The sequence below is a fragment of the Leptotrichia hofstadii genome, from assembly GCF_007990525.1.
In the GTDB taxonomy this organism is placed as follows: Bacteria; Fusobacteriota; Fusobacteriia; order Fusobacteriales; family Leptotrichiaceae; genus Leptotrichia; species Leptotrichia hofstadii.
In genome coordinates this window covers 1,516,884-1,537,773 of sequence record NZ_AP019823.1, presented here as the reverse complement: position 1 = coordinate 1,537,773, position 20,890 = coordinate 1,516,884, and the positions used below count along the sequence as shown (strand labels likewise).

Here is a 20,890-nt window from a genome sequence, read left to right as displayed (position 1 = left end):
ATAGAGTTGGCTAGAAAGTTAGTTATTGTTGAGTCACCGTCGAAGGCAAAAACTATTGAAAAAATACTTGGTAGAAACTACGAAGTTGTTGCATCTTACGGACATGTGATTGATTTACCTAAAACAAAGTTTGGGATAGATGTGGAAAATAATTTTGAGCCTCAATATAAGGTTATAAAAGGAAAAGGTGAGGTTTTAAAGAAATTAAAGGAAAAAGCGAAAAGTGCAAACGCTGTTTACCTGGCATCAGATCAGGATAGGGAAGGGGAAGCGATTGCTTGGCACATTTCTAATTATATTAAGCAGCCTGACAAGGTAAAAAGGATAGAATTTAACGAGATAACAAAGACGGCTGTAAATAATGCGATTAAAAACCCAAGAGATATTAATGATAACCTTGTAAATGCACAGCAGGCAAGAAGACTATTGGATAGAATTGTGGGATATAAGATAAGTCCGCTTTTATGGAAAATAATTAATCGTAACGCCAGTGCTGGTCGTGTACAGTCAGTTGCATTAAAGCTGATTTGTGACCTGGAAGATGAGATAAATGCGTTTGTACCCCAAAAATATTGGGAAGTAAGTGCATTAATTGAAAAAGATATTAATCTTAATTTAGTAAAAATTGCAGATGAAAAAGTGGATAAAATCTTTGATGAAAAAGTTATAAAAAAATTGAAAAAAGATCTGAAAAATGAAGCATTGACGCTTGAAAAAATAGAAGTTAAGAAAAAATCGCAAAGACCACCACTTGTATTTAAGACAAGTACACTGCAGCAGCTTGCTTCATCATATCTTGGTTACGGTGCAAGCAAAACAATGAATATTGCACAGCAGCTTTATGAAGGACTTGCAATTAATGGGGAAAATAAAGGACTAATAACATATATGAGAACAGATTCCACAAGAATTTCTGTTGATGCCCTAAATATGGCAAAAGATTATATTACAAAAAATTATGGTGAAAAATACGTTGGAAAATATATTGTAAAAAATTCAAAATCAAATGTTCAGGATGCCCACGAAGGAATCCGTCCATCTGATATTAACTTAGTTCCAGACAATATAAAAGCTTATTTGAATAATGATCAGTACAGATTGTATAAATTGATTTGGGATAGATTTCTAGTTTCACAGTTTGCAGCTATGCAGTACGAGCAGATGCAAATTAACGCTGTAAATGGGGATTACAATTTTCGTGGGACTATTAATAAAGTAATTTTTGATGGATATTACAAGATTTTTAAAGACGAGGATGAAATTAAGACTGGTGATTTTCCAGAATTAAAGGAAGGCAATGTTCATCCAATAGACAAATTGAATGTGGAAGAAGGAATAACAAAGCCTCCAACAAGATTTTCTGAAGCGACGCTTGTAAAAAAACTGGAATCAGAGGGAATTGGCCGTCCATCGACTTATGCTTCAATTGTTGAAACGCTTAAATCTAGGGAATATGTTGAACTTATTGAAAAGCGTTTTTATCCAACATATTTGGGATACGAGGTAAAGGATGAACTTGTTAAGAACTTTAAGGACATTATGAATGTAAAATTTACGGCGAATATGGAAAAGGAACTGGATAAGGTTGAAGAAGGGACAGTTGAATGGGTACAGCTTTTGAGAACTTTTTATGATTCGCTTGAAAAGGATATTGATAAGTTTGAGAAGGAAATTGATAAAATAAAGAATCGCAGAATTGTGTCGGATGTGCTGGATTCAGAGGGTAATCCGATGGTTTTAAAAACAGGGCTTTATGGGAAATATTTAATCAGCGAAACAAACGAGAAGGAAAAAATTTCGTTAAAAGGAATTGCAATATCGCCAGAAGTTCTTAAAAAGGGAGAAATCTTTGTAAAAGAGGAAGTAGAGAAACTTCAAAACAATAAAAAAGGAATTTTGACCGATTATTTTGATGAAGCTGGAAACAGATATGTGCTTAAAGTTGGACGATTTGGGGAATATCTTGAAAGTGAAAATTATGAAAAAGATGAAAAAAGAATGTCGTTGCCAGCTGAATTGAAGCAAAAATATAAAAAAGGAGCTGTAATAGAGCTGGATGGAGTATTGCAAATAAGCGAGGAAATGAAACGGTTGCAGGAAATTGACAGAAAAATAATAGAAGAAGCAGGAACATGTGAATTTTGCGGAAAACCGTATGAAATAAAAACTGGAAGATTTGGAAAATTTTTGGCTTGTACAGGCTACCCAGAATGTAAGACTATAAAAAATATAAAAACTGGGAAAGTTACAAGAGTGACTGAAAAATCGGAAAAAGCCAAGAAAACTACAAAAAAAGCGACTAAAGCAAAATCTGCGACGACCAAAAAGAAAAATAAAACCAAATAAAAAAATTGTAATTACTTAGAAATTTAAAAATTGAGGAATAATACATAATGGAAAAAGAAAAAAGAGATGAATTATATGAAAAATATGTTAAGTTATTGAATAAAAGTAAAAAATTGGAATTTATAGATAAAAATCATAATGGAAGCGTATTTGAATTAAAATCAGATTATATTAATTCAAAATTATGTCTGACATTATTTCCGATGTATAAAAATTTACAGATTGATTTAAGTTATTGTGAAGATGAAATTGGATTGAGTTTGTTTTATGAGGCTGATAGAGATAATTGGATTGGAATTTATTCAGCGGCTGGCGATGAATGTGAAAATTATGAAGAAGCTAAGAAACAGTTGAAAAAATTTGAAACATTAGAATTTTTTAGAGAAGTACTAATTCCTGAAGTAGTTGAAATATTTAATAAAGTCGGAATACAATGGAAGGTTATGGAAAAATTTCTTTTAAAAGAATATAAGGAATCATTTTATTATGATAATCTTCAATGCTATACTTTTAATGTAGTTTTTTTAGAAGAATAAATTAAATTTATAAAAAATAAATTTTATAATTTTTTTTAGGTTATTGATATAGAGAAAAATGGAGAAATCTTGATGAATAATAATACAGATATTGAGAAAAAAATCAAAATTGAAAAAGATATTGGGAATACAGAAAAAGAAAATGTAAAAAATGAAAATCTTGTGATGTATGTTGACAAATTTTTGTATTATGAAGAGGTTATTCTTGGGAAAAGTTTTAATACGATTAGAAGTTATCGGAGGGATTTACTGCAGTTTATGGAATATCTGGATGAATATGAGGAAATTCATAATTTTGAGGAAATTGAAATGATGACATTCAGATCTTTTATTGCGTATTTAAATTCTCCTCAGAAGCTGGCTAAAGAGGAAGCGAAGGAAAAAAAGGATTCTCAGAAAAATACTGCAAATACGGAAATTGATGATACAGAATCAGAGATTGATAAGATAAAAAATATTGAAGATATGGAAGAATTAAATACAAAAATAAGTGTCAAGCCAGTGTCTAAAAGAACTATAAATAGAAAGATTTCAGCACTTAGGACATTTTTTAAATATCTTCAGGAAATAAAAGTGATTGAAACAAACAAGGCGGCTTATATTAATGTTCCGAAATTTGAGAAGGAATTGCCAAATGTGTTGAATAGGGATGACTTAAATAGATTGAGAAATGTTATAAATACCGAAAAAATTACTGGGATTCGGGATAGATTAATTATTGAACTTCTTTATTCTAGCGGGCTTCGTTCGATGGAACTTATTAATTTGAGTGAATTTATGATTGATATTGAAGAGCGGGAAATTAGGGTTATTGGAAAAGGGGATAAGGAACGGATAACTTTTTTTAGTGAAAATGCTAAGAAATGGCTGATAAAGTATATTGAGGAAAAGAAAAAGCAATATGAAAATTACACTAGGGAAGTATTGATTGTAAACAGTAAAGGAAAAAAATTGACAACACGTTCGCTAAGAAGGCTTATTTCGGCACACGCACATGAAGCTGGGATACAAAAGGAAATAACACCACATGTGTTTAGGCATTCATTTGCAACAGAACTTTTAAATAACGGAGTGGATATCCGATATTTACAGGAATTGCTTGGGCATAGCAGTATTGCGACAACGCAAGTTTATACACATGTGAGCAAGGCTTTCTTGCGGGATATTTATATGAATACTCATCCGTTGGCTAAGGAATAATGGATTTGATTGGATTGAATTTTAATGTAAAAGGAATGAGAAAATAGGAGGAAATTTTGATTATAAAAAAATGTAGCGGTTGCGGAATTGAACTGCAGTTTGAAGATAAAAATAAGGAAGGATATGTTCCTGAAGAGAAGTTTATAACAGAGGATAATTTACTTTGTCAGAGATGTTTTAAAATTAAAAATTATGGGGAAAATCTTGTAAATAATTTTAGCAGGGAAGATTATCTGAAGGAAGTAAATGAAAGTGTGAAAAAATCTGATATAATACTTCCGATTTTTGATATTATTGACTTTGAAGGCTCATTTACTGAAGAAATTTTAGATTACTTGCGAGATTACAGATCTATAATTTTAATTAACAAAATAGATTTACTGCCTGACTTTATACATCCAACTGAAATTTCAAACTGGGTAAAGGACAGGCTTGCCGAAGAAGATATTGTACCTGATGATATTGCTTTTATCAGTGCGAAAAATAAATACGGAGTAAATGGAATAATCAGAAAAATTAAAAATATTTTTCATAACAAAAAAGTAAAGGCAACTGTACTTGGAGTTTCAAATGTTGGAAAATCATCAGTTATAAACTTACTTCTTGGGAACAATAAAATAACAACTTCTAAATATTCTGGAACTACTTTAAAATCAATTAACAATAAAATTCCAAATAGTGAAATTACGATAATTGACACGCCTGGACTTATTCCAGATGGAAGAATTTCTGATTTAATCAGTGTAGAAAATGGATTAAAGCTGGTGCCAGCTGGAGAAATTTCACGAAAAACTTTTAAACTTGAAGAAAATCAAGTATTTATGTTTGATGTTTTCTGCAGATTTAAAATACTTGGAAATGAACTTTTAGAAAGTGGAAGCAAGCCTATTTTTTCTGCTTATGCTTCAAAAAGTGTGAAGTTCCATGTAGCTCGTGAGGAAAGAGTGGAAGCCTTGCTAAATGGAAATTACTTTGAAATTTTACAAGGAGCTGAAAAAGAAAAGTATTTTCAAAATGAATTTGTAACTCATGAAGTAGAAATTGAGGAAAATGAGGAACTGGTAATAGCAGGGCTAGGCTGGATAAATGTTAAAAGAGGTCCGCTAAAGGTACAGCTGGAAGTTCCAGAAAATGTAAAAGTGATTGTTAGGCCGTCAATTTTTAGAAATAAAAAATAAATTTAAGAAATTATTAGAAACTTGAATATAGTGAAGGTTTGATTTTTGAAAAAACAGACTGAAAAAATAGGAAAATTGAAGTAAAAAAATCTGAAGGAAGGAGGGCGTGATTTTTTACATTATAATTGTCAAATTTAAAATTTTGTAAATTTCATGCGGGAAAATGGCTTTTAATAGTAATTATTATGGAAATAATAAAAATAGAATGACTAGAAAAATTGCTCTTCGTGGGATAACTTTTCTTGTGATAGTGTTCATTGCGATATTTAATGTCGTTATTTTATTTTCAAGAAAAATAGATAAACTTATAACTGCCGATATTCAGGTAGAAACTGTAAAATTACAGAATGCGGTAAAGAAATTTAACGAAAAAACTGGAGCAAATCCTAAATTAACAGGATTTGAAAATAATCTTAGGGATGTAAAGAGTGCAGATGGAAAATATGATTTTGAAACTTTTTATGGAAGTGAAAAAATTTATGAAATTCCTGAAAGCATAGAAAATTCTAGGGAAAGAAGCAATAGAATTGTAACAAAAAAGGATAAAAAAGGCGGATGGGTCTATGACGAGGCAAAAGGGACTGTTTCGCCAAATATTTAAAATTATAAAGTGAAAAATGGGGGAGTTAAATAAATAAACTCAATTAGAAAGAAGATTAGTAAAAAAATGAAATTTTCAAGTTTGGGAAGTGGAAGCAGTGGAAACTCCAGCTATATTGAAATGGGAAACAAGAAATTTCTTATAGATGCAGGATTTAGTGGTAAAAAAATTGTAGAAAAATTGAATAATATTGAAAAAAGAATTGAGGATATAATGGGGATATTTGTGACGCATGAACATTCTGACCATATTCAGGGACTTGGTGTTGTTTCACGAAAATATGATATTCCAATTTATCTTCATGAAGCAACTTATAATGTAATTAAGGACAGAATTGGAAAAATTGAGAAAAAAAATTTAAATTTTATAAGAGATGAAAAAACTGTAATTGATAATTGCGTAATAAATAATTTTGAAGTAATGCACGATGCTGAAAAGTGCTTGGGATATACATTTGAATACGAAGGGAAAAAATTGTCCTATGCAAGTGATGTTGGCTGTGTAAACAATATTATTAAGGAAAATTTGAAAAATAGCGATGTAATTGTGCTGGAAAGTAACTATGACTATAATATGCTAATGACAGGGCCTTATCATTGGGAACTGAAAAACCGTGTGAAGGGAAGAAATGGACATTTGTCAAATGCAGAAGCATCAAAGCTGATTGGACAGGTGCTTAACGAAAAATTGAAAAAAATTTATTTAATGCATATAAGCAAGGATAATAACACGCCAGAGCTGGCTTATAATTCGCTGTATCAAATTTTGGAGCGTGAAAATAAAAGCCATTTAGAAATTGAAATTATTAACGAAGAAGGAACAGAAATTTATAAAATATAGAATATTAGAATAAAGAATAAGGAAAAAGTTATGTGGAATGACTTAAAGCTGGAAATCGATATTTGTACTAAATGTATATTAGAAAAAACTAGAATTAATCCAATTGTTGGCGAAGGGAATAAAAAGGCAGAAATTTTATTTGTACTGGATAGCATAAGTGAGGAAGAGGATGTAAAGCAGAAACTTTTGATTGACAGAAATGGAAAATATTTTAAAAAATTTTTGGAGTATTCAAAGCTGGATTTAAAGAAATGTTATTTTACAACTCTCACAAAATGCAGTTCACATGGTAATTTAATCGAGAAAGACAGTATTACAAAGTGTAATGAGTTTCTTGTAGCGCAAATTGCCTTAATTAACCCAAAGTACATTGTAACAGTTGGAGAAAGAGCGACTAAATCACTTTTAGAAGATGTAAAAAAAGAGGATATAAAAGATTTGGTAGGAAAAGTGTTTGATTTTTATGGAGAAATTAAGGTTGTGCCGATTTACGATATTTCCTATTTGTTTAAAGCGACAGATAAGGAAAAGTGGAAATTAATAAAAATTTTGGAAAAATTATAAAAGAAGAAAGGAAATAAAAAAAGAATGATAGGAATAGGAATTGTAGGATTACCAAACGTGGGAAAATCAACATTATTTAACGCAATAACAAAAACACAGAATGCAGAGGCGGCAAACTATCCATTTGCAACAATTGAGCCAAATGTAGGGCTTGTAAGCGTGCCAGATCCACGTTTAAAAGATTTGGAGAAAGTAGTTAATCCAGAAAGAACGGTTGGAGCGACAGTTGAATTTGTAGATATTGCGGGGCTTGTAAAAGGCGCATCAAAGGGAGAAGGACTAGGAAACCAGTTTTTATCAAACATTAGAAATACAGCTGCAATTTGTCAGGTTGTAAGATGTTTTGACGATGACAATATTATTCACGTGGAAGGAAGCGTTGATCCTATAAGAGATATTGAAACAATTAATGCAGAATTGATTTTTGCTGATTTAGACACAGTTGAAAGGGCAATTCAGAAAAATCAGAAGCTGGCTCGTGGAGGAAACGCAGAAGGAAAAGAATTAGTCGCAGTTCTTGAAAGATGTAAAGTTCATCTGGAAGAATTTAAATTATTAAAAACATTGGAATTTACTCAAAGAGAAGAGGAATTAATAAAAGTTTATCAATTTTTAACAGTAAAACCAATGATGTTTGCCGCAAATATTTCGGAAGAAGACTTGACGGCTGGAATTGAAAATGATTACGTAAAAAAAGTGCGTGAATTTGCAAAGCAGTATGACAGCGAAGTGGTAACCTTTTCAGCAAAAGTAGAAGCAGAACTAATCGAAATCGAAGACGAAGAAGAAAGACAAATGTTCATTGACGAATTAGGAATAAAAGAACCAAGTCTAAACAGACTAATTAGAGCAGGATTCAAATTGTTAGGACTAATCACATACTTTACAGCTGGAGTAAAAGAAGTAAGAGCATGGACAATAAAACAAGGAACAAACGCTCAAAAATCTGCCAGTGAAATTCATACAGACATTGAAAAAGGATTTATCAGAGCAGAAGTAGTGTCTTTCGACAAATTCATCGAACTAAACGGATGGAACGGCGCAAAAGAAAAAGGTGCAATGAGACTGGAAGGAAAAGAGTACATTGTGCAAGATGGGGATGTAATGTTCTTCAGATTTAATGTTTAAGAAAATATTTATTAATTTTAGAAGCTCTTTTTTAAGTTTGTTGCTTATTTAAAGAGCTTTCTTTAAATTCTAAAAAGGAGATTAAAATGATAAAAAAATTTTTATTTATATTAATATTAGTAAGTGGTATTGTCTATTCAGAAGAATATTTTAGAGATTTAAAATATTTTGAATATCCTTATACAGATCCTCCAATAAGTATATCAGAACGAAATTACATAATAAAGCATAAAAATGAAAATAAATTGGTGTTTTATTTTAGATTAAAGGGTTTGTATAATGGAATAACACATAGTTACAATAAGGATGAAATATTAAAATATATGACATTAGAAAATTTAGAAAATTATTATTCAAAATTTAATCCTAAAGATAAATCTTATTATGGACAGTTCTTGTATGGTAAATGGATTATCACAAATAATAATGACAATAATGTGGAATTGTATATAGTAACTGTAGATGAAAATGGAAATATACATAAAAATAAGTATAATAAATCTCCAAATTTAGGACAAGTGTATCATATGAATTGGTATATAAATGATATAGATAAAAATAATGCACAAGGTTACTATTCTGTACCAGATTATGGAGAGATGATGACAATAATGACACCAAATAAGATAATTTTCAAAAATCCTGATTTTTTTGCACCAGAAGAGAACAGATTATATGAGGAGTTAATATCATTATTTTATAATGAATTACCAGAAAGTTTTTTTAAGCAAAGAAAGGAAAATCGAGCATACGAAATAAGAAGGATGATGTCTAAATATAATTTAAATTTAAAGGATATAGAAAATGTATACTAATTAAAATATTTCTGAAAAGAATTTTGATAAATTGTTGTTTTTTATAGCAGCGATTATTTTTTTTGAAATTATAATTGAAATTTGATTAAAAATATAGTATAATAAAATATATATTAATAATTAATTAAATAATATATAAATTAATAAAAGGAAATAATTGAGGTGGTAAAAATGAGTAAAGATGTAAATGTTGAAAATATGTATGAAGGAAAAAATATTGGAATCATACTAAATAAAACAAAGTTAGAGAATTTTGTGATTCAGGAATTTGTGTTGGATGAAAATATTAATGAACATCAGAAACTGGAAATTAAATTGGAAATGGATGATGAGCAGAGAAAAAATTTGGAAAGAATTATTGAAAAAGAAGATGTTGGGATTGAAATTGAGCTTGCTAATGTAGATAAGGATGTCAAAAGAAAAGTTTTTAGTGGGATTGTTGATTATTTTGAGATTCTGGATTATGGGAGTTATGGATGCAGGATTTTGATGAGGGCGTTTTCTAAGAGTGTGCTTTTTGACAGGAAAAATGAGAAGAAATATCGGGTTTTTCAAGATAGGAATTTAATGTTTTCAGATATAATTGATGAGATTAATAAGGATTATGCTGATAAAAAGGTGGAAATAAAATATTCTGATATTGCGAAAAAGCAGATAGGCAGTTTGATTGTTCAGTTTGATGAAACAGACTGGGAATTTTTGGTAAGACTTGCAAGTCAATTAAAAACGGGGATGTTTGTAATTGAACAGGGAATAATATTGTTTGGAATAGTAGAAATGGGAGAAATTAAGAAGGAAAATAAATATTTTTCAGATTATTCGCTGGTAAGAGATTATAAAAATCTATATTATAAAGTTCAGTCAAATAAAGTAATAAATTTGGGAGATACTGTTTCTATTTCTGAAAACGCTGTAGAAAATGAAGGAAATGATAAAAATTCTAGTGGGAATAAAGGCAGTTTTTCTGTATTACAAACTAGAATATTTTTGAAGGATTTTATTTTAAAAAGTGAATTTTTAGCAACGGATATGAAGAGTTATCACATATTCAAGAAATATAATGAAAAAATAAAAGGGTGCAGAATTGAAGCAAATGTTGAACGGGTGTTTGAAGATAGCGGAATTGCGAAAATGGAAGTCAGATTTGCAGAAGGGCTGAAAAAAATTGTTCAGGAAAGAAGCAATGAGGAAAGTAATGACAAAGCGTACGATGATTATGGAATAAAAAGATTTCCATTAAGTTATCAGACTTTTTATTCGCAGACAAATACTGGATTTTTCTGTACTCCCGAAGTAAATGATACTGTGGAAGTTTATTTTCCAAATGAAGACGAGCGATTTGCAAAAGTGTCGTGGGCAATAAACAATAAAGGAAATGGAAGGTTTAGTGATTATACCAAAAGAAATTTTCAGGTTAATCAGAGTGATTTTAATTTTAGCTTGAATTTGAACAGTTTTGAAGTGAAAACGGCTGAGAAATATAGCGTAGAATCACCAAATATAGTTGAAAATGCAGATAATTTTGTAAATAAGGCTAATCAAAATATGATAGTGGCTTCTAATAATTATTTGGGGATAGAGTCGATTGGGGATGCTGATTTTTATGGCTCTAAGATAAATATTATTGGGAAAGAGAAGGAAATAACGATGGAATCATTAAGTTCAGATGTTAGAATTAAAGGGAAAAAAGTTCACAGTAATTAATAGCAGTTAATAAAAAAATACAGGAGAATAATAAGATTAGTTAAAGCTTACTGTTCTTCCTGTATTGAAAAGATTTTAGTATAATTTATTTTTTTCTTTTGTTTCTTATAAATTGTATAAAAGTTATAATTTCCTGTTTTTCTGTATCTGTATAATTTTGGGAGTTTAAAACATATTCATCTAAATCATCATCTGGAATTAAATCAGTTTGCCGATTTAAGAAATAACTTGTGATTGCTCCCGTAATCATTCCAAAAGTTCCCATTCCAATCAGTATCAGAAAAATAGCAATTATTCTTCCAATAAATGTATGCGGATAGACATCTCCATAACCAACAGTAGTTGCAGTTACAAAAGCCCACCATAGGCTATTAAAATAAGAGAGTTTTTCGACATAGGAAACTATTAGGGCAGATACTATGATTCCAAGTACAGCAAATATTAACAAATAAATAAGTCCATTTGCTCTCAAGATTTTTTTTATTTTTTTGTAGAATTTTTTTACAGACAAATAAGCTTTTGTCAGTTTTAAATGCTTAAAAACTCTTGCTAAACGTCTAATCTTAAAAATTCTGAATAGCCTAAAAATAGAATAATACGGAATAATTGAGATTAAATCAGGAATATTGCTTTCAATAAAATCTAATTTATTTTCTGAATGTGTAAAACGTATAAAATAATCAACTGCAAAAATTAAATAAATTGATACATCAATAAATTCCAGGATTGGATTATTAAAAATGCTAATATCGCCATGTAAATCTAAAAGTGTAGTGACAAAGCTGTATAATGCCAAGAAAATAAAAATAACCTGATAACTTATACGAAATCTTTTGTTTTTATGTAATTTTTCAATTTTCTTTTTCATAAAAACTCCTGTTTTATTTAATAACTTTTCTATATGTTACTAATAACGGATTCCAAACACTTGCATTTGTTGGGGAATATGCAAAGTCAATTTCTATGAATTTTTTAATAGGTGTTTCAAGAGCAATAACGATAGCTATTTGATCTACAAATTGTGCTACTGCTTCTTTTCCCACCATTGCTCCGCCAAGAACGATTTTTTTATCTTTGTCATAAATAATTTCAGCACTTGCAGGAACAGAATCTTCAAAGCCAGAATTTTTATACATTGCTTTCATTGAAACTATATCAGCATTGTATCCTAATTGCAGAGCTTCTTTTAGAGAAAGTCCAGTTTGTGCTAGTTTTACATCATAAAATGAAGTTGCAAAAGAACGGATTAACCCTTTCCAGCTAACATCTTTTCCAGATAAGTGTTTTGCAAGGAACATTCCATGCTTGTTTGCTACATCTCCAAATGGAGCATATAAATTTCTGTCAGTTTTGTAATATTTGTTAAAAACGCAATCTCCAATGGCATATACATCTTTAATATTTGTCTCAAATTTATCATTTACAACAATTTTCCCAGAATCAGTTTTTAATTCTTTCGGCAAGAAATCAATGTTTGGAGTAATTCCGATACTAAATAGTGCAATATCAAAGTCTACAGTTTCCCCATTATCCAATTTTACTGATTTTGCTATATTATTTTCAGAAATTATTTCTGAAACGCCAGAGTTTAATTTTAATTCAACATCATTATTTTCTATTTCTTTATAAATTCTTTTTTTCAAGTTTTCAGAAACATTTGGAAAAATTTGATCAGCTTTTTCAATCAATGTAACATTTAATCCATTTTTTCTAAATGATTCAGCCATTTCCAGTCCAATAAATCCAGCTCCTACAACAACTGCATTTTTTAATTTTGATTTATTTTCATTAAGATAATCTTTTATTTTAAAGGCATGTTCTGCGTGAGATAAAGTAAACACATTTTCCAGATCCTTTGAATATCCAGCAATATTTGGCACAAATGATTTTGCCCCAACGGCAATTACCAGTTTGTCGTAAAAGATTATTCCGTTAATTTCATTCCCTTTTACTGTTACAGTTTTATTTTCAAAGTTAATTTCTGTAACTTCGTGATGAATTTTCACATCAATTCCACGCTTTATAAAATCTTCCGGTGTTCCGTGAAGAACATCACTTTTCTTCAATTCATCAGCAATGAAATAAGGTGTTGGACATCCAGCCCAAGCCACATAAGATGATTTTTCAAATAAAATAACCTCATCTTCAGGATTTGCTTTTTTATATTGAGTCGAAAACATCATTCCAGCTGCTCCGCCTCCAATTACAACTATTTTCATAATATTTTTTGCATGATAATTTATAAAATCATACACTCCTTTCATTTTTTGTTATTTTTGTTCTTGATTCATTTTATTAAATAGATACCTAAGTCTGCTTGCTACCATATTTATACCTACTTTGTTGTCTTTCCCACGTGGAATTATAACATCTGCATATCTTTTAGAAGGTTCAACAAATTCCAAATGCATCGGTTTTACTGTATTTATGTACTGATTTTTTACACTTTCAAAACTTCTTGCCCGCTCGTTTAAATCCCGTTCAATTCTTCTAAGCAGTCTTTCATCATCATCAGTATCAACAAAAATCTTTGTATCAAAAAGATTTCTAATTTTTGCAATTGCAAGCACCAAAATTCCTTCAACAATAATTATATTTGCAGGCTCAATATGCTGAGTCTCATCAACTCTGTTATGAACCTGAAAATCATAAATAGGCTTTTCAATAGATTTTCCATCCTTCAATGCAAGTATATGCTTTTCAAGCAAGTCAAAGTCAATTGCATCTGGATGATCATAATTTAACTTAGCCCTCTCTTCATAAGTTAGATGATCATTTCTCTTATAATAAGAATCCTGCTCCAGCAAAATCGAATGAATTCCCGTTCTTTCTAAATTTTTGATAATAGCTTGAGTAACGCTAGTCTTACCAGAACCAGTACCTCCAGCAATTCCGACAATTATAGTTTGATAGCTCATAAAAATATTTCCTCCCAAATAGATTTTAGTAATTTTTGAATTTTTTTAGAAGACTTGTATCTTGTTATAGTTTTTAAATAATTTTAGCATTTTTTTTACAGTTTTACAATAATGTAAAAGTTTAAAATTTTATATTTTTTTAAAATTAAAAATTTAATAAAAATGTTTGAAAAAAATTTAATTATATGATAAAATTAAAATATAGTTAAATATTGGAGGGGTTATGAATAGAGAGAATGAAATTTTTGAGAGGGAAATGCTTGGAAAAACTTTAAGAGAGATGTTTTTTGAGTTGAATTTGGAGATGGAGGAGAGGTTTCGAGAAATCAAAGATAAGTTTTTAGAAGCAAAAATTAATGAAATTTCCGAATATGAAGATATTTTTGTTGAAACGGTATTAGCGGAAAAAGAAGATGTATTTAAGATGGATGGAGTTTTTTTTCCTGTAGTTGATAAAATAGATATTCTTGATGAGAATTATAAGGATATTTATTTGGAAAATGTATATTTGAATTTGAGCTTGCATAAGATTGAGGAAGTTCTAGAAAGGGAATTTTTTGGGTGGATAGACATTGACGGAGATAATTATGAGGTTAAAGTCAGGTTTGTAAAAGATGAGAGATATTTTGACGAAATAAAAAAATTGCATAATTCTTTTGAACTTAATGGAAAAAAATGGAAAACCATTAATATGGCACATTTTATGAGGTGTTATAGGGTTAAACTGGCTGAGTATGGTTTTGATATGCCACAGGATATTTTGGATAAAATTCAAAATGGAAAATATGAGATTACTTATGATTTTGAAGAAATTCAGGATAAAGTTCTAAGAGATAGGGAATTGCTTTGGAATATTGAAAAGAAAAAGATAATAAGCACCATTTTTGTACGTCCGACAAAAATTAACTTATCTTTTGAATATACAATAAATTTTGAAAGTGATGAACAGATTTTGGTATCAAATCATGAAAATGAAGATATTTTGTGTTGCTATTACAGCGGAAAAAACAAATTAAATATTCTTTCAAAGAAAAATACAGGCAATATTTGGGATGTATTTTCAGTAAAGCCAATCGAAAAATGTAGAAAAATTCTTGAACTTTATGGAAAAAGTAGTGAGAATCAAGAAAATTATTTTCATTTTACAAATTTTAGAAATAAGAGCTTTATTGATAAAATTCAAACTAAAAATAAAAATACTAGAAGCCGTGCATTTTTGGAAAAATATTTCTTGGAATATGAGTTTACAAAGGATAAAATTTTGTTAAAAGATATTAATTTTAAAGAAAACATCGAAAAAAATCTAGATACTTATGACTGTAATGAAAGTTTGAGAAATGATTTTCAAAAGGGATATTTCGATAAAAAGCCAAAGATGAATTTATTTCTGGAAATAAAGGATTTTGATGATTATTCAGAAGATAAGGTAAGTTTTTTGATTTCAGAAATTCAAAATGATTATAATGAATTTGAATGCAGGGGGTATCTATATGGCCAATAAAAATAAAAAAGGATACACATATATATGGGCAGTTCCTCCAAATGTGCAATTTGAACTGGCAAATAATATTTCGGCATATATTGAGGTAAATGCAGATTTTTTGAATAATAAAATTGTGAAAAAAAAGGCTGTAAAAGTAAATCCGTATGTAAGATTTAATAAAATTTTTGCTAGTTTTGTAAATTATTATGATAATTTTTTTGAGTTTGAAAATGAACTGGAGAAAGATACTAAAATTAAAAATCTGACAATGGAGAATGTACCTAAAAAAAAATCTAAAATAAATAGTTTTAGACGCAGGAACAACATAGTTAAAGAAGAAAAGGAAAATATATCAGTTTTAAGAAATTTTAAGAAAAATATTGAAAATAATGCGATAAATTATTTGCAGGAACTTGATTTTGTTAGTGGAACAACGGTAATTGATGTTATTTGTGAAAAAATTTTGGAAGATATAAAAAAAGGAATTCTAGGAATAAGCTTGAAAAAGTATTTTTTACTTTTGAGTAGCGAAGAACAGCAATATATAGCACTTTTAATTTATAATGAAAAAATAAATAATGTAAATTGCATGAAAAATTTTAGATTGGGAATAAAATATTTTTTTATTGATTCTCTTATTTATAGACAAAAATCAGAAAAAAATAAAATAATAGTTTATATAAATAAACCCAAAAATAAGGTAAATATTGCAAAAATAAAAACTTTGGAATTATTGTTCCTGGAACTTGGGATGGAATTAAAAGTATTTTGGGAAAATCATTTTGGAGTTGTAAATGTTGATGAAACAGTAAAAATTGATGAAATAGCAGTTTTTTAGAAAAATGAAGGAGTGGAATAAATGAAATATAGATTGAAGATTACAGATGAGGAAAACAAAAAGGAAATAAATGTAAGTGAAGATGAAATTATGGAAGTAAAATACAAAATTGGACTTGCAGAAGATACAAATCTTGCAAACAGCAGAAGCACAGTAGAAATGGAAATAATAGGAAAAATCATTTCAAACTTGGAAAATACAGGAAATAATTTGGAAAATGAGAGCATAAATGATGATTTGTATGAAAAAAATAAAAAGAATATAATAGATTTAGTGGAATGGGCAGAATCCTATCTGGAAAAAAGTGATTACAGAAATTTGGAAATGTTTGTTGATTTAGGTTCAAATAAAAAAATGGATTTGAAATTTACAAATATGTTTGTGTATAATTTTTCGCAGGAAATGAGCATTGAAAAAGGGATAGGGATTTTTAAGCTGAAGTTGAGACAAAAATTTCATCAAAAAAATAAACTTGATATAAAATAATACTTATAATGAAAATTTTGTGGTATAATAAAAATATAGATGTTCTATTAAATGAACTTAAAAATCATTCGATTTCTAAAAAAATTACAAAATTTATTTTAGGAGGAAATACTATGATTATAGATGTTGAATTAAACGAAAAAAAACAAAAACAGTTAAAAGAAGTTTTGGAATATGATAACAACTTTATTAATAATTTGATATCAAAAGAATTAGATAAAATAGAAGAAAATGAACAAATTTCCAAATCAGAAATAAAAAGAATAGTGAAGTTATCTGAAAAAGCTAAAAAATCCCCAATGATACCTCTTGAAGATTTTGGAAAGAAAATGGGATTTTAAGTGAAATACAGAGTATTGTTATCTCAATATACAGCAAAAAAATTACAAAAGATGGATAAAAATACAAGTAAAAAAATTTATGATTTTCTGAAAAAAATAAACAATTCTGAAAATCCAAGAATCAAAGGGGAGGCTTTGAGCCATAATTTAAAAGGATATTGGAAGTACAAACCATTAAAAAATTACAGGATAATAGTTGAAATACAAGATGATAAATTAATAGTTTTAGCTGTTGAAATAGAACATAGGAGTAAAGTATATTTGATTTTAAATAAATTAAAAAAATCATTTTTAAAATAAATAATGATAAATTCAAATATAGGGAGTGAGTTTTTATGAATAGAAATATTTTTATTACTGGAGCTACAAGCGGAATTGGGAAGGAAACAGCTTATGCCTTTGCGAAAAATGGGGATAATGTGATTTTGTGCGCTAGAAATGCGGATAAATTGAAGGAAATAAAGATTGATATTGATAGAAAATATGGAACTAACGCATATATTTTTGTATTGGATGTTACTAAATATAACGATGTTGTAAAATTTACCAAGAAAATATTGGATGATGTGAAAAAGGTAGATATTCTTGTAAATAATGCAGGACTTGCATTGGGGCTGGATAAATTTCAGGAATATGATATTGTGGATATTGAACAAATGATAGACACTAATATAAAAGGTCTGTTATATGTTACAAGACAAATTTTGCCAAGCATGGTTGAAAATGATGAGGGGCATATTATAAATATTGGTTCAACTGCTGGAATTTACGCTTATGCAGGAGCTGCTGTATATTGTGCGACTAAATCGGCTGTAAAGGTTTTGAGCGATGGAATTAGAATTGATACCATTGATAAAAATATTAAAGTAACTACTGTTCAGCCCGGGATTGTGGAAACTAATTTTAGTAATGTAAGATTCCATGGGAATACAGAGCAGGCTAAGAAGGTTTATGAAGGAATTGAGGCATTGAAGCCAGAAGATATTGCAAATACAATAGTTTATATTGCAAATCAGCCAAAACACGTACAAATTTCAGATATTACAATAATGGCGACAAATCAGGCGACTGGATTTAATATTTACAGAAAAAATCAAAATAAATAATGGTCTGAGATAGTAAATACATAGTAAAGATGTACAAAATACGCTAAACAAATTCATTGACTTTTATAAATAAGTTTAGTATAATAGTTTGTAATTATTTTTTGGAAGGGGAAGTATCGCCTAATGGTATGGCAGCAGCTTGGAAAGCTGTGGGCGGTTAAACGTCTTGTGGGTTCGAGTCCCTCTACTTCCGCCATTTATAAAAATAATTTGACAAATTAGTGAAAATATAGTAAACTAATTAAGATATACGCATAAAATTGGTGGCTAATACCAATGATAGCGATAAATTATTTGGAGGTGAACATAAATGTTTGCAGTAATTAAAACAGGTGGAAAACAGTACAAAGTAGAAGTTGGAACTGTATTAAAAGTTGAAAAATTAGCAGCTGATGTTGATTCAGACATCGAAATTAACGAAGTTCTATTAGTTGGAGAAGGAGATAACGTAACAGTTGGAACTCCAGTTGTAGAAGGAGCTAAAGTTGTAGCTACAGTTAAATCTCATGGAAAAGCTGATAAAAAAATTAACTTTAAATATAACAAAAAAACTTACTACAGAAAAAAAGGGCATAGACAATCTTTTACAGCAATTGAAATTAAATCAATCAATGCTTAATGTATTTTTTAATATAATTTAGATTGTGAAAGCTGTTGTGGTTTGAATGATAAGAATAGAAATTCAAAGACAAAAAAATAAAATAACATATTTTGAAATAAAAGGACATGCAAATTTTTCAGAATATGGAGAAGATGTAATTTGTGCAGCTGTTTCATCAGTAGGACAAATGACAGTAAATGGACTTATTGAAACTTTGAAACTTAAGAAAAAACTAAAGTTTACTGAAGAAGATGGGTATATTTCCTGTGATTTAAAAAATTCTGGATTGACTGATGATGAACTAGAAAATGCAGATATTTTGGTTGAATCAATGTATTCGTATTTGAAGGAAGTTGCAAAAAGTTATAGTAATTTTGTGAAACTTAAAGAAATAAAAATATAAATTTTAAGTTCAGAAGTTAAGATTTGAAAAGAATCCAAGAAATAAAATATGAAAAAGAAATCGAGGAGGTTGGAAAATGTTATTAAAATTAAACTTACAGTTATTTGCCTCAAAAAAAGGGCAAGGATCAACTAGAAATGGTAGAGATTCTAACCCTAAATATTTAGGAGTAAAAAAATATGATGGAGAAGCTGTAAAAGCTGGAAACATTATTGTAAGACAAAGAGGAAGTAAATTTCACGCAGGAACTAACGCTAAATTAGGAAAAGATTACACTTTATTCGCATTAACTGATGGATATGTAAAATTTGAAAAATTTGGAAATGGTAAAAAAAGAGTAAGTATTTATCCTGAAAGAGCAGAAGCATAGTAATAAATTGTATAATATATTTTTGAAATACTGTCTTAGAAATAGGATGGTATTTTTTTAAATTAACAATAAAAAATAGTTGGAGGCAAAGGTAAATGAAAAAAATAATAAATTTGAAGCATAGCATGAAAAAGGATATTTCTCTATTTTTGTTTATAATTTATATACTTCATCTAACATTTATGATTTTTGTAAATAATAAAACAGTAATTACAGACAGTAAGATATTTAGATATGTATACATGTTTAGAATATATAGTTGGATACTTAGTTTTCCAATAATTTATTATTTTGTAAAAACTTATAAAAAATATGAATATTTTAAAACGAACGAAAAATTTAATATAAAAGACTTTAATACATATTTTGCACTAGCTTTTTATGTAGGTAATCTTTCCAATTTATTGATTGTATCAATGTTTAAATTTAAAGGGCGAACGTCTTTAATAAATGAGCCTTTGTATATAGATGTAATAATGACAGTATTTGTAGCACCGATATTGGAAGAAATTGTATTTCGTGGAGTTATAATGAATAATTTGAGAAAATATGGGATTAGAGCAGCAATAATTATTAATTCCCTTCTTTTTGGACTATCCCATTATAATGTAGAGATGATTATTCCAGCATTTTTGACGGGAATCATCTTTTCTTATGTTGCATGCAAATATTCGATAAAATATTCTATTTTAATACATTTTCTGTTAAACACGATAACACAAATATTACAGGTTATAATACTTTCAAAAATTGGAATGTTCATAGCAGTATTTGGTTTGTTTTTGCTGTTTTTAATTATCTTTTTATTAATATTTTTTATAATTGGACTGGCAAAAGGAAGATACAAGGAGATATTTTTTATTTTAAAATTAAATGTTGAAGACAGGAAGAAATTAGTTGAATTTGTGAAAAATGATTTTCTGTATTTGCTGATAATATTTGCGATTGTGGTTTGTAATTTTTTCTTTAATTATAAAATATTTTAATTAATAAGTAATTTGACAAAATATTTAAATTGGAGTAATATATATGCAGAAAGATAAAATAAATTAAAATATCGTTGGTGGAGGCAGAACTATGAGTAGCAAAAAATATCAAAATTTATTAGTTATAGTAATCTCTGTAATTTCTTCCATACTTGGAAGCAAAGTTATTGATATGTACGGGTGGATTCCAGGATTATTGACAGCTGCAGTAACAGGTGCTGTTATTGGGTTAGGTGGAAAGTATTTGTTTAAGTTTTTTAATAAAACTGAATAGGTAATTTATAGATTTAAATTTAATATTGTATGAGAAAGGGAGTTTCTGTATATGCAGAAGCTCCTATTTTGCTATAATTTTAAACTGATTGAAAATTAAATAAAAAATTAATTTGACAAAATATGGGAGAAAGGTATAATATGTCTGTTAATAATAAAAAAAATTATGGAAT

24 protein-coding genes and 1 tRNA gene are annotated in these 20,890 nt (G+C 28.6%); 22 read left to right on the top strand and 3 right to left on the bottom strand.

All coding sequences use genetic code 11. The features are described from left to right. Positions 1-6: 6 nt before the first annotated feature. The 10 genes from topA to FVE77_RS07275 all read left to right on the top strand — a co-directional run bounded on the left by topA (position 7) and on the right by FVE77_RS07275 (position 10,912). Complete coding sequence (topA, locus tag FVE77_RS07320; protein ID WP_036087905.1) at positions 7-2,346, top strand: type I DNA topoisomerase; 2,340 nt, start codon at positions 7-9, stop codon at positions 2,344-2,346. Positions 2,347-2,393: 47 nt separating this feature from the next. After that, positions 2,394-2,882, top strand: a complete 489-nt coding sequence (locus FVE77_RS07315; protein ID WP_026746137.1) for a hypothetical protein — start codon at positions 2,394-2,396, stop codon at positions 2,880-2,882. Positions 2,883-2,954: 72 nt separating this feature from the next. After that, positions 2,955-4,082 (top strand): tyrosine-type recombinase/integrase, encoded by a 1,128-nt coding sequence (locus FVE77_RS07310; protein ID WP_081690310.1) that lies wholly within the window; start codon positions 2,955-2,957, stop codon positions 4,080-4,082. 56 nt (positions 4,083-4,138) lie between these two features. Beyond that, entirely contained in the window at positions 4,139-5,260 is a 1,122-nt protein-coding gene (gene yqeH, locus FVE77_RS07305; RefSeq protein ID WP_036087910.1) for a ribosome biogenesis GTPase YqeH, read from the top strand. 163 nt (positions 5,261-5,423) lie between these two features. Then, positions 5,424-5,861, top strand: coding sequence for an MATE family efflux transporter (locus tag FVE77_RS07300; protein ID WP_006803971.1), 438 nt, complete (start codon positions 5,424-5,426; stop codon positions 5,859-5,861). A gap of 66 nt (positions 5,862-5,927) precedes the next feature. After that, complete coding sequence (locus tag FVE77_RS07295; protein WP_026746140.1) at positions 5,928-6,701, top strand: MBL fold metallo-hydrolase; 774 nt, start codon at positions 5,928-5,930, stop codon at positions 6,699-6,701. Positions 6,702-6,731: 30 nt separating this feature from the next. Then, complete coding sequence (locus FVE77_RS07290; protein ID WP_026746141.1) at positions 6,732-7,265, top strand: uracil-DNA glycosylase; 534 nt, start codon at positions 6,732-6,734, stop codon at positions 7,263-7,265. A 24-nt stretch (positions 7,266-7,289) separates the two neighbouring features. Continuing rightward, complete coding sequence (gene ychF, locus FVE77_RS07285) at positions 7,290-8,393, top strand: redox-regulated ATPase YchF (protein ID WP_021743814.1); 1,104 nt, start codon at positions 7,290-7,292, stop codon at positions 8,391-8,393. Between the two features lie 86 nt (positions 8,394-8,479). Then, positions 8,480-9,208 carry a hypothetical protein gene (locus FVE77_RS07280; protein WP_026746142.1) on the top strand — a complete coding sequence of 243 codons (729 nt, stop codon included), beginning with the start codon at positions 8,480-8,482 and terminating at the stop codon, positions 9,206-9,208. Between the two features lie 171 nt (positions 9,209-9,379). After that, entirely contained in the window at positions 9,380-10,912 is a 1,533-nt protein-coding gene (locus FVE77_RS07275) for a contractile injection system protein, VgrG/Pvc8 family (RefSeq protein ID WP_026746143.1), read from the top strand. Positions 10,913-10,997: 85 nt separating this feature from the next. On the opposite strand, the gene FVE77_RS07270 is transcribed toward FVE77_RS07275, so the two are convergent. Genes FVE77_RS07270 through udk form a run of 3 tightly spaced genes read right to left on the bottom strand, consistent with a single transcriptional unit; the run spans position 10,998 to position 13,830 of the window. Then, a complete protein-coding gene (locus FVE77_RS07270) occupies positions 10,998-11,780 on the bottom strand; it encodes a potassium channel family protein (protein ID WP_026746144.1) in 783 nt (260 codons plus the stop codon). Positions 11,781-11,793: 13 nt separating this feature from the next. Then, complete coding sequence (locus FVE77_RS07265) at positions 11,794-13,131, bottom strand: FAD-dependent oxidoreductase (RefSeq protein WP_026746145.1); 1,338 nt, start codon at positions 13,129-13,131, stop codon at positions 11,794-11,796. 51 nt (positions 13,132-13,182) lie between these two features. Further along, positions 13,183-13,830, bottom strand: coding sequence for a uridine kinase (gene udk, locus FVE77_RS07260; RefSeq protein WP_026746146.1), 648 nt, complete (start codon positions 13,828-13,830; stop codon positions 13,183-13,185). 223 nt (positions 13,831-14,053) lie between these two features. Here udk and FVE77_RS07255 point away from each other — a divergent pair, with 223 nt between their 5' ends. From FVE77_RS07255 to FVE77_RS07200, 12 genes are all read left to right on the top strand, one after another. Then, entirely contained in the window at positions 14,054-15,331 is a 1,278-nt protein-coding gene (locus FVE77_RS07255) for a hypothetical protein (protein WP_026746147.1), read from the top strand. After that, complete coding sequence (locus tag FVE77_RS07250; RefSeq protein ID WP_026746148.1) at positions 15,321-16,151, top strand: hypothetical protein; 831 nt, start codon at positions 15,321-15,323, stop codon at positions 16,149-16,151. Before FVE77_RS07255 ends, FVE77_RS07250 begins: the two co-directional genes overlap by 11 nt. Positions 16,152-16,172: 21 nt before the next feature. Further along, positions 16,173-16,637, top strand: a complete 465-nt coding sequence (locus FVE77_RS07245; protein ID WP_026746149.1) for a hypothetical protein — start codon at positions 16,173-16,175, stop codon at positions 16,635-16,637. A gap of 113 nt (positions 16,638-16,750) precedes the next feature. Continuing rightward, positions 16,751-16,978 (top strand): hypothetical protein, encoded by a 228-nt coding sequence (locus tag FVE77_RS07240; RefSeq protein ID WP_026746150.1) that lies wholly within the window; start codon positions 16,751-16,753, stop codon positions 16,976-16,978. After that, positions 16,979-17,278 carry a type II toxin-antitoxin system RelE family toxin gene (locus FVE77_RS07235; protein ID WP_026746151.1) on the top strand — a complete coding sequence of 100 codons (300 nt, stop codon included), beginning with the start codon at positions 16,979-16,981 and terminating at the stop codon, positions 17,276-17,278. A gap of 35 nt (positions 17,279-17,313) precedes the next feature. Continuing rightward, a complete protein-coding gene (locus FVE77_RS07230) occupies positions 17,314-18,084 on the top strand; it encodes an SDR family NAD(P)-dependent oxidoreductase (protein ID WP_026746152.1) in 771 nt (256 codons plus the stop codon). Between the two features lie 109 nt (positions 18,085-18,193). Beyond that, positions 18,194-18,280: transfer RNA gene (locus FVE77_RS07225), tRNA-Ser, on the top strand. A 114-nt stretch (positions 18,281-18,394) separates the two neighbouring features. Further along, positions 18,395-18,703 (top strand): 50S ribosomal protein L21, encoded by a 309-nt coding sequence (gene rplU, locus FVE77_RS07220; protein WP_021769501.1) that lies wholly within the window; start codon positions 18,395-18,397, stop codon positions 18,701-18,703. Positions 18,704-18,749: 46 nt separating this feature from the next. After that, positions 18,750-19,088: a ribosomal-processing cysteine protease Prp gene (locus FVE77_RS07215; RefSeq protein WP_026746153.1), complete on the top strand. Its 339-nt coding sequence runs from the start codon at positions 18,750-18,752 to the stop codon at positions 19,086-19,088. Positions 19,089-19,164: 76 nt separating this feature from the next. After that, complete coding sequence (gene rpmA, locus FVE77_RS07210; protein WP_026746154.1) at positions 19,165-19,458, top strand: 50S ribosomal protein L27; 294 nt, start codon at positions 19,165-19,167, stop codon at positions 19,456-19,458. Positions 19,459-19,553: 95 nt separating this feature from the next. Beyond that, positions 19,554-20,444, top strand: coding sequence for a CPBP family intramembrane glutamic endopeptidase (locus FVE77_RS07205; RefSeq protein ID WP_026746155.1), 891 nt, complete (start codon positions 19,554-19,556; stop codon positions 20,442-20,444). Between the two features lie 91 nt (positions 20,445-20,535). Next, positions 20,536-20,718, top strand: a complete 183-nt coding sequence (locus tag FVE77_RS07200; RefSeq protein WP_026746156.1) for a hypothetical protein — start codon at positions 20,536-20,538, stop codon at positions 20,716-20,718. The last annotated feature ends 172 nt before the right edge of the window (positions 20,719-20,890 follow it).

What these genes read in the sequence shown, in the direction of transcription:
- FVE77_RS07275 (WP_026746143.1), top strand. Translation starts at nt 9,380, where the DNA reads ATGAGTAAAGATGTAAATGTTGAAAATATGTATGAAGGAAAAAATATT.
- FVE77_RS07300 (WP_006803971.1), top strand. Translation starts at nt 5,424, where the DNA reads ATGGCTTTTAATAGTAATTATTATGGAAATAATAAAAATAGAATGACT.
- FVE77_RS07200 (WP_026746156.1), top strand. Translation starts at nt 20,536, where the DNA reads ATGAGTAGCAAAAAATATCAAAATTTATTAGTTATAGTAATCTCTGTA.
- FVE77_RS07215 (WP_026746153.1), top strand. Translation starts at nt 18,750, where the DNA reads ATGATAAGAATAGAAATTCAAAGACAAAAAAATAAAATAACATATTTT.
- FVE77_RS07230 (WP_026746152.1), top strand. Translation starts at nt 17,314, where the DNA reads ATGAATAGAAATATTTTTATTACTGGAGCTACAAGCGGAATTGGGAAG.
- FVE77_RS07205 (WP_026746155.1), top strand. Translation starts at nt 19,554, where the DNA reads ATGAAAAAAATAATAAATTTGAAGCATAGCATGAAAAAGGATATTTCT.
- FVE77_RS07255 (WP_026746147.1), top strand. Translation starts at nt 14,054, where the DNA reads ATGAATAGAGAGAATGAAATTTTTGAGAGGGAAATGCTTGGAAAAACT.
- FVE77_RS07250 (WP_026746148.1), top strand. Translation starts at nt 15,321, where the DNA reads ATGGCCAATAAAAATAAAAAAGGATACACATATATATGGGCAGTTCCT.
- rplU (WP_021769501.1), top strand. Translation starts at nt 18,395, where the DNA reads ATGTTTGCAGTAATTAAAACAGGTGGAAAACAGTACAAAGTAGAAGTT.
- FVE77_RS07310 (WP_081690310.1), top strand. Translation starts at nt 2,955, where the DNA reads ATGAATAATAATACAGATATTGAGAAAAAAATCAAAATTGAAAAAGAT.
- FVE77_RS07315 (WP_026746137.1), top strand. Translation starts at nt 2,394, where the DNA reads ATGGAAAAAGAAAAAAGAGATGAATTATATGAAAAATATGTTAAGTTA.
- rpmA (WP_026746154.1), top strand. Translation starts at nt 19,165, where the DNA reads ATGTTATTAAAATTAAACTTACAGTTATTTGCCTCAAAAAAAGGGCAA.
- udk (WP_026746146.1), bottom strand. Translation starts at nt 13,830, where the DNA reads ATGAGCTATCAAACTATAATTGTCGGAATTGCTGGAGGTACTGGTTCT.
- FVE77_RS07265 (WP_026746145.1), bottom strand. Translation starts at nt 13,131, where the DNA reads ATGAAAATAGTTGTAATTGGAGGCGGAGCAGCTGGAATGATGTTTTCG.
- FVE77_RS07240 (WP_026746150.1), top strand. Translation starts at nt 16,751, where the DNA reads ATGATTATAGATGTTGAATTAAACGAAAAAAAACAAAAACAGTTAAAA.
- FVE77_RS07295 (WP_026746140.1), top strand. Translation starts at nt 5,928, where the DNA reads ATGAAATTTTCAAGTTTGGGAAGTGGAAGCAGTGGAAACTCCAGCTAT.
- FVE77_RS07245 (WP_026746149.1), top strand. Translation starts at nt 16,173, where the DNA reads ATGAAATATAGATTGAAGATTACAGATGAGGAAAACAAAAAGGAAATA.
- ychF (WP_021743814.1), top strand. Translation starts at nt 7,290, where the DNA reads ATGATAGGAATAGGAATTGTAGGATTACCAAACGTGGGAAAATCAACA.
- FVE77_RS07280 (WP_026746142.1), top strand. Translation starts at nt 8,480, where the DNA reads ATGATAAAAAAATTTTTATTTATATTAATATTAGTAAGTGGTATTGTC.
- FVE77_RS07290 (WP_026746141.1), top strand. Translation starts at nt 6,732, where the DNA reads ATGTGGAATGACTTAAAGCTGGAAATCGATATTTGTACTAAATGTATA.
- FVE77_RS07270 (WP_026746144.1), bottom strand. Translation starts at nt 11,780, where the DNA reads ATGAAAAAGAAAATTGAAAAATTACATAAAAACAAAAGATTTCGTATA.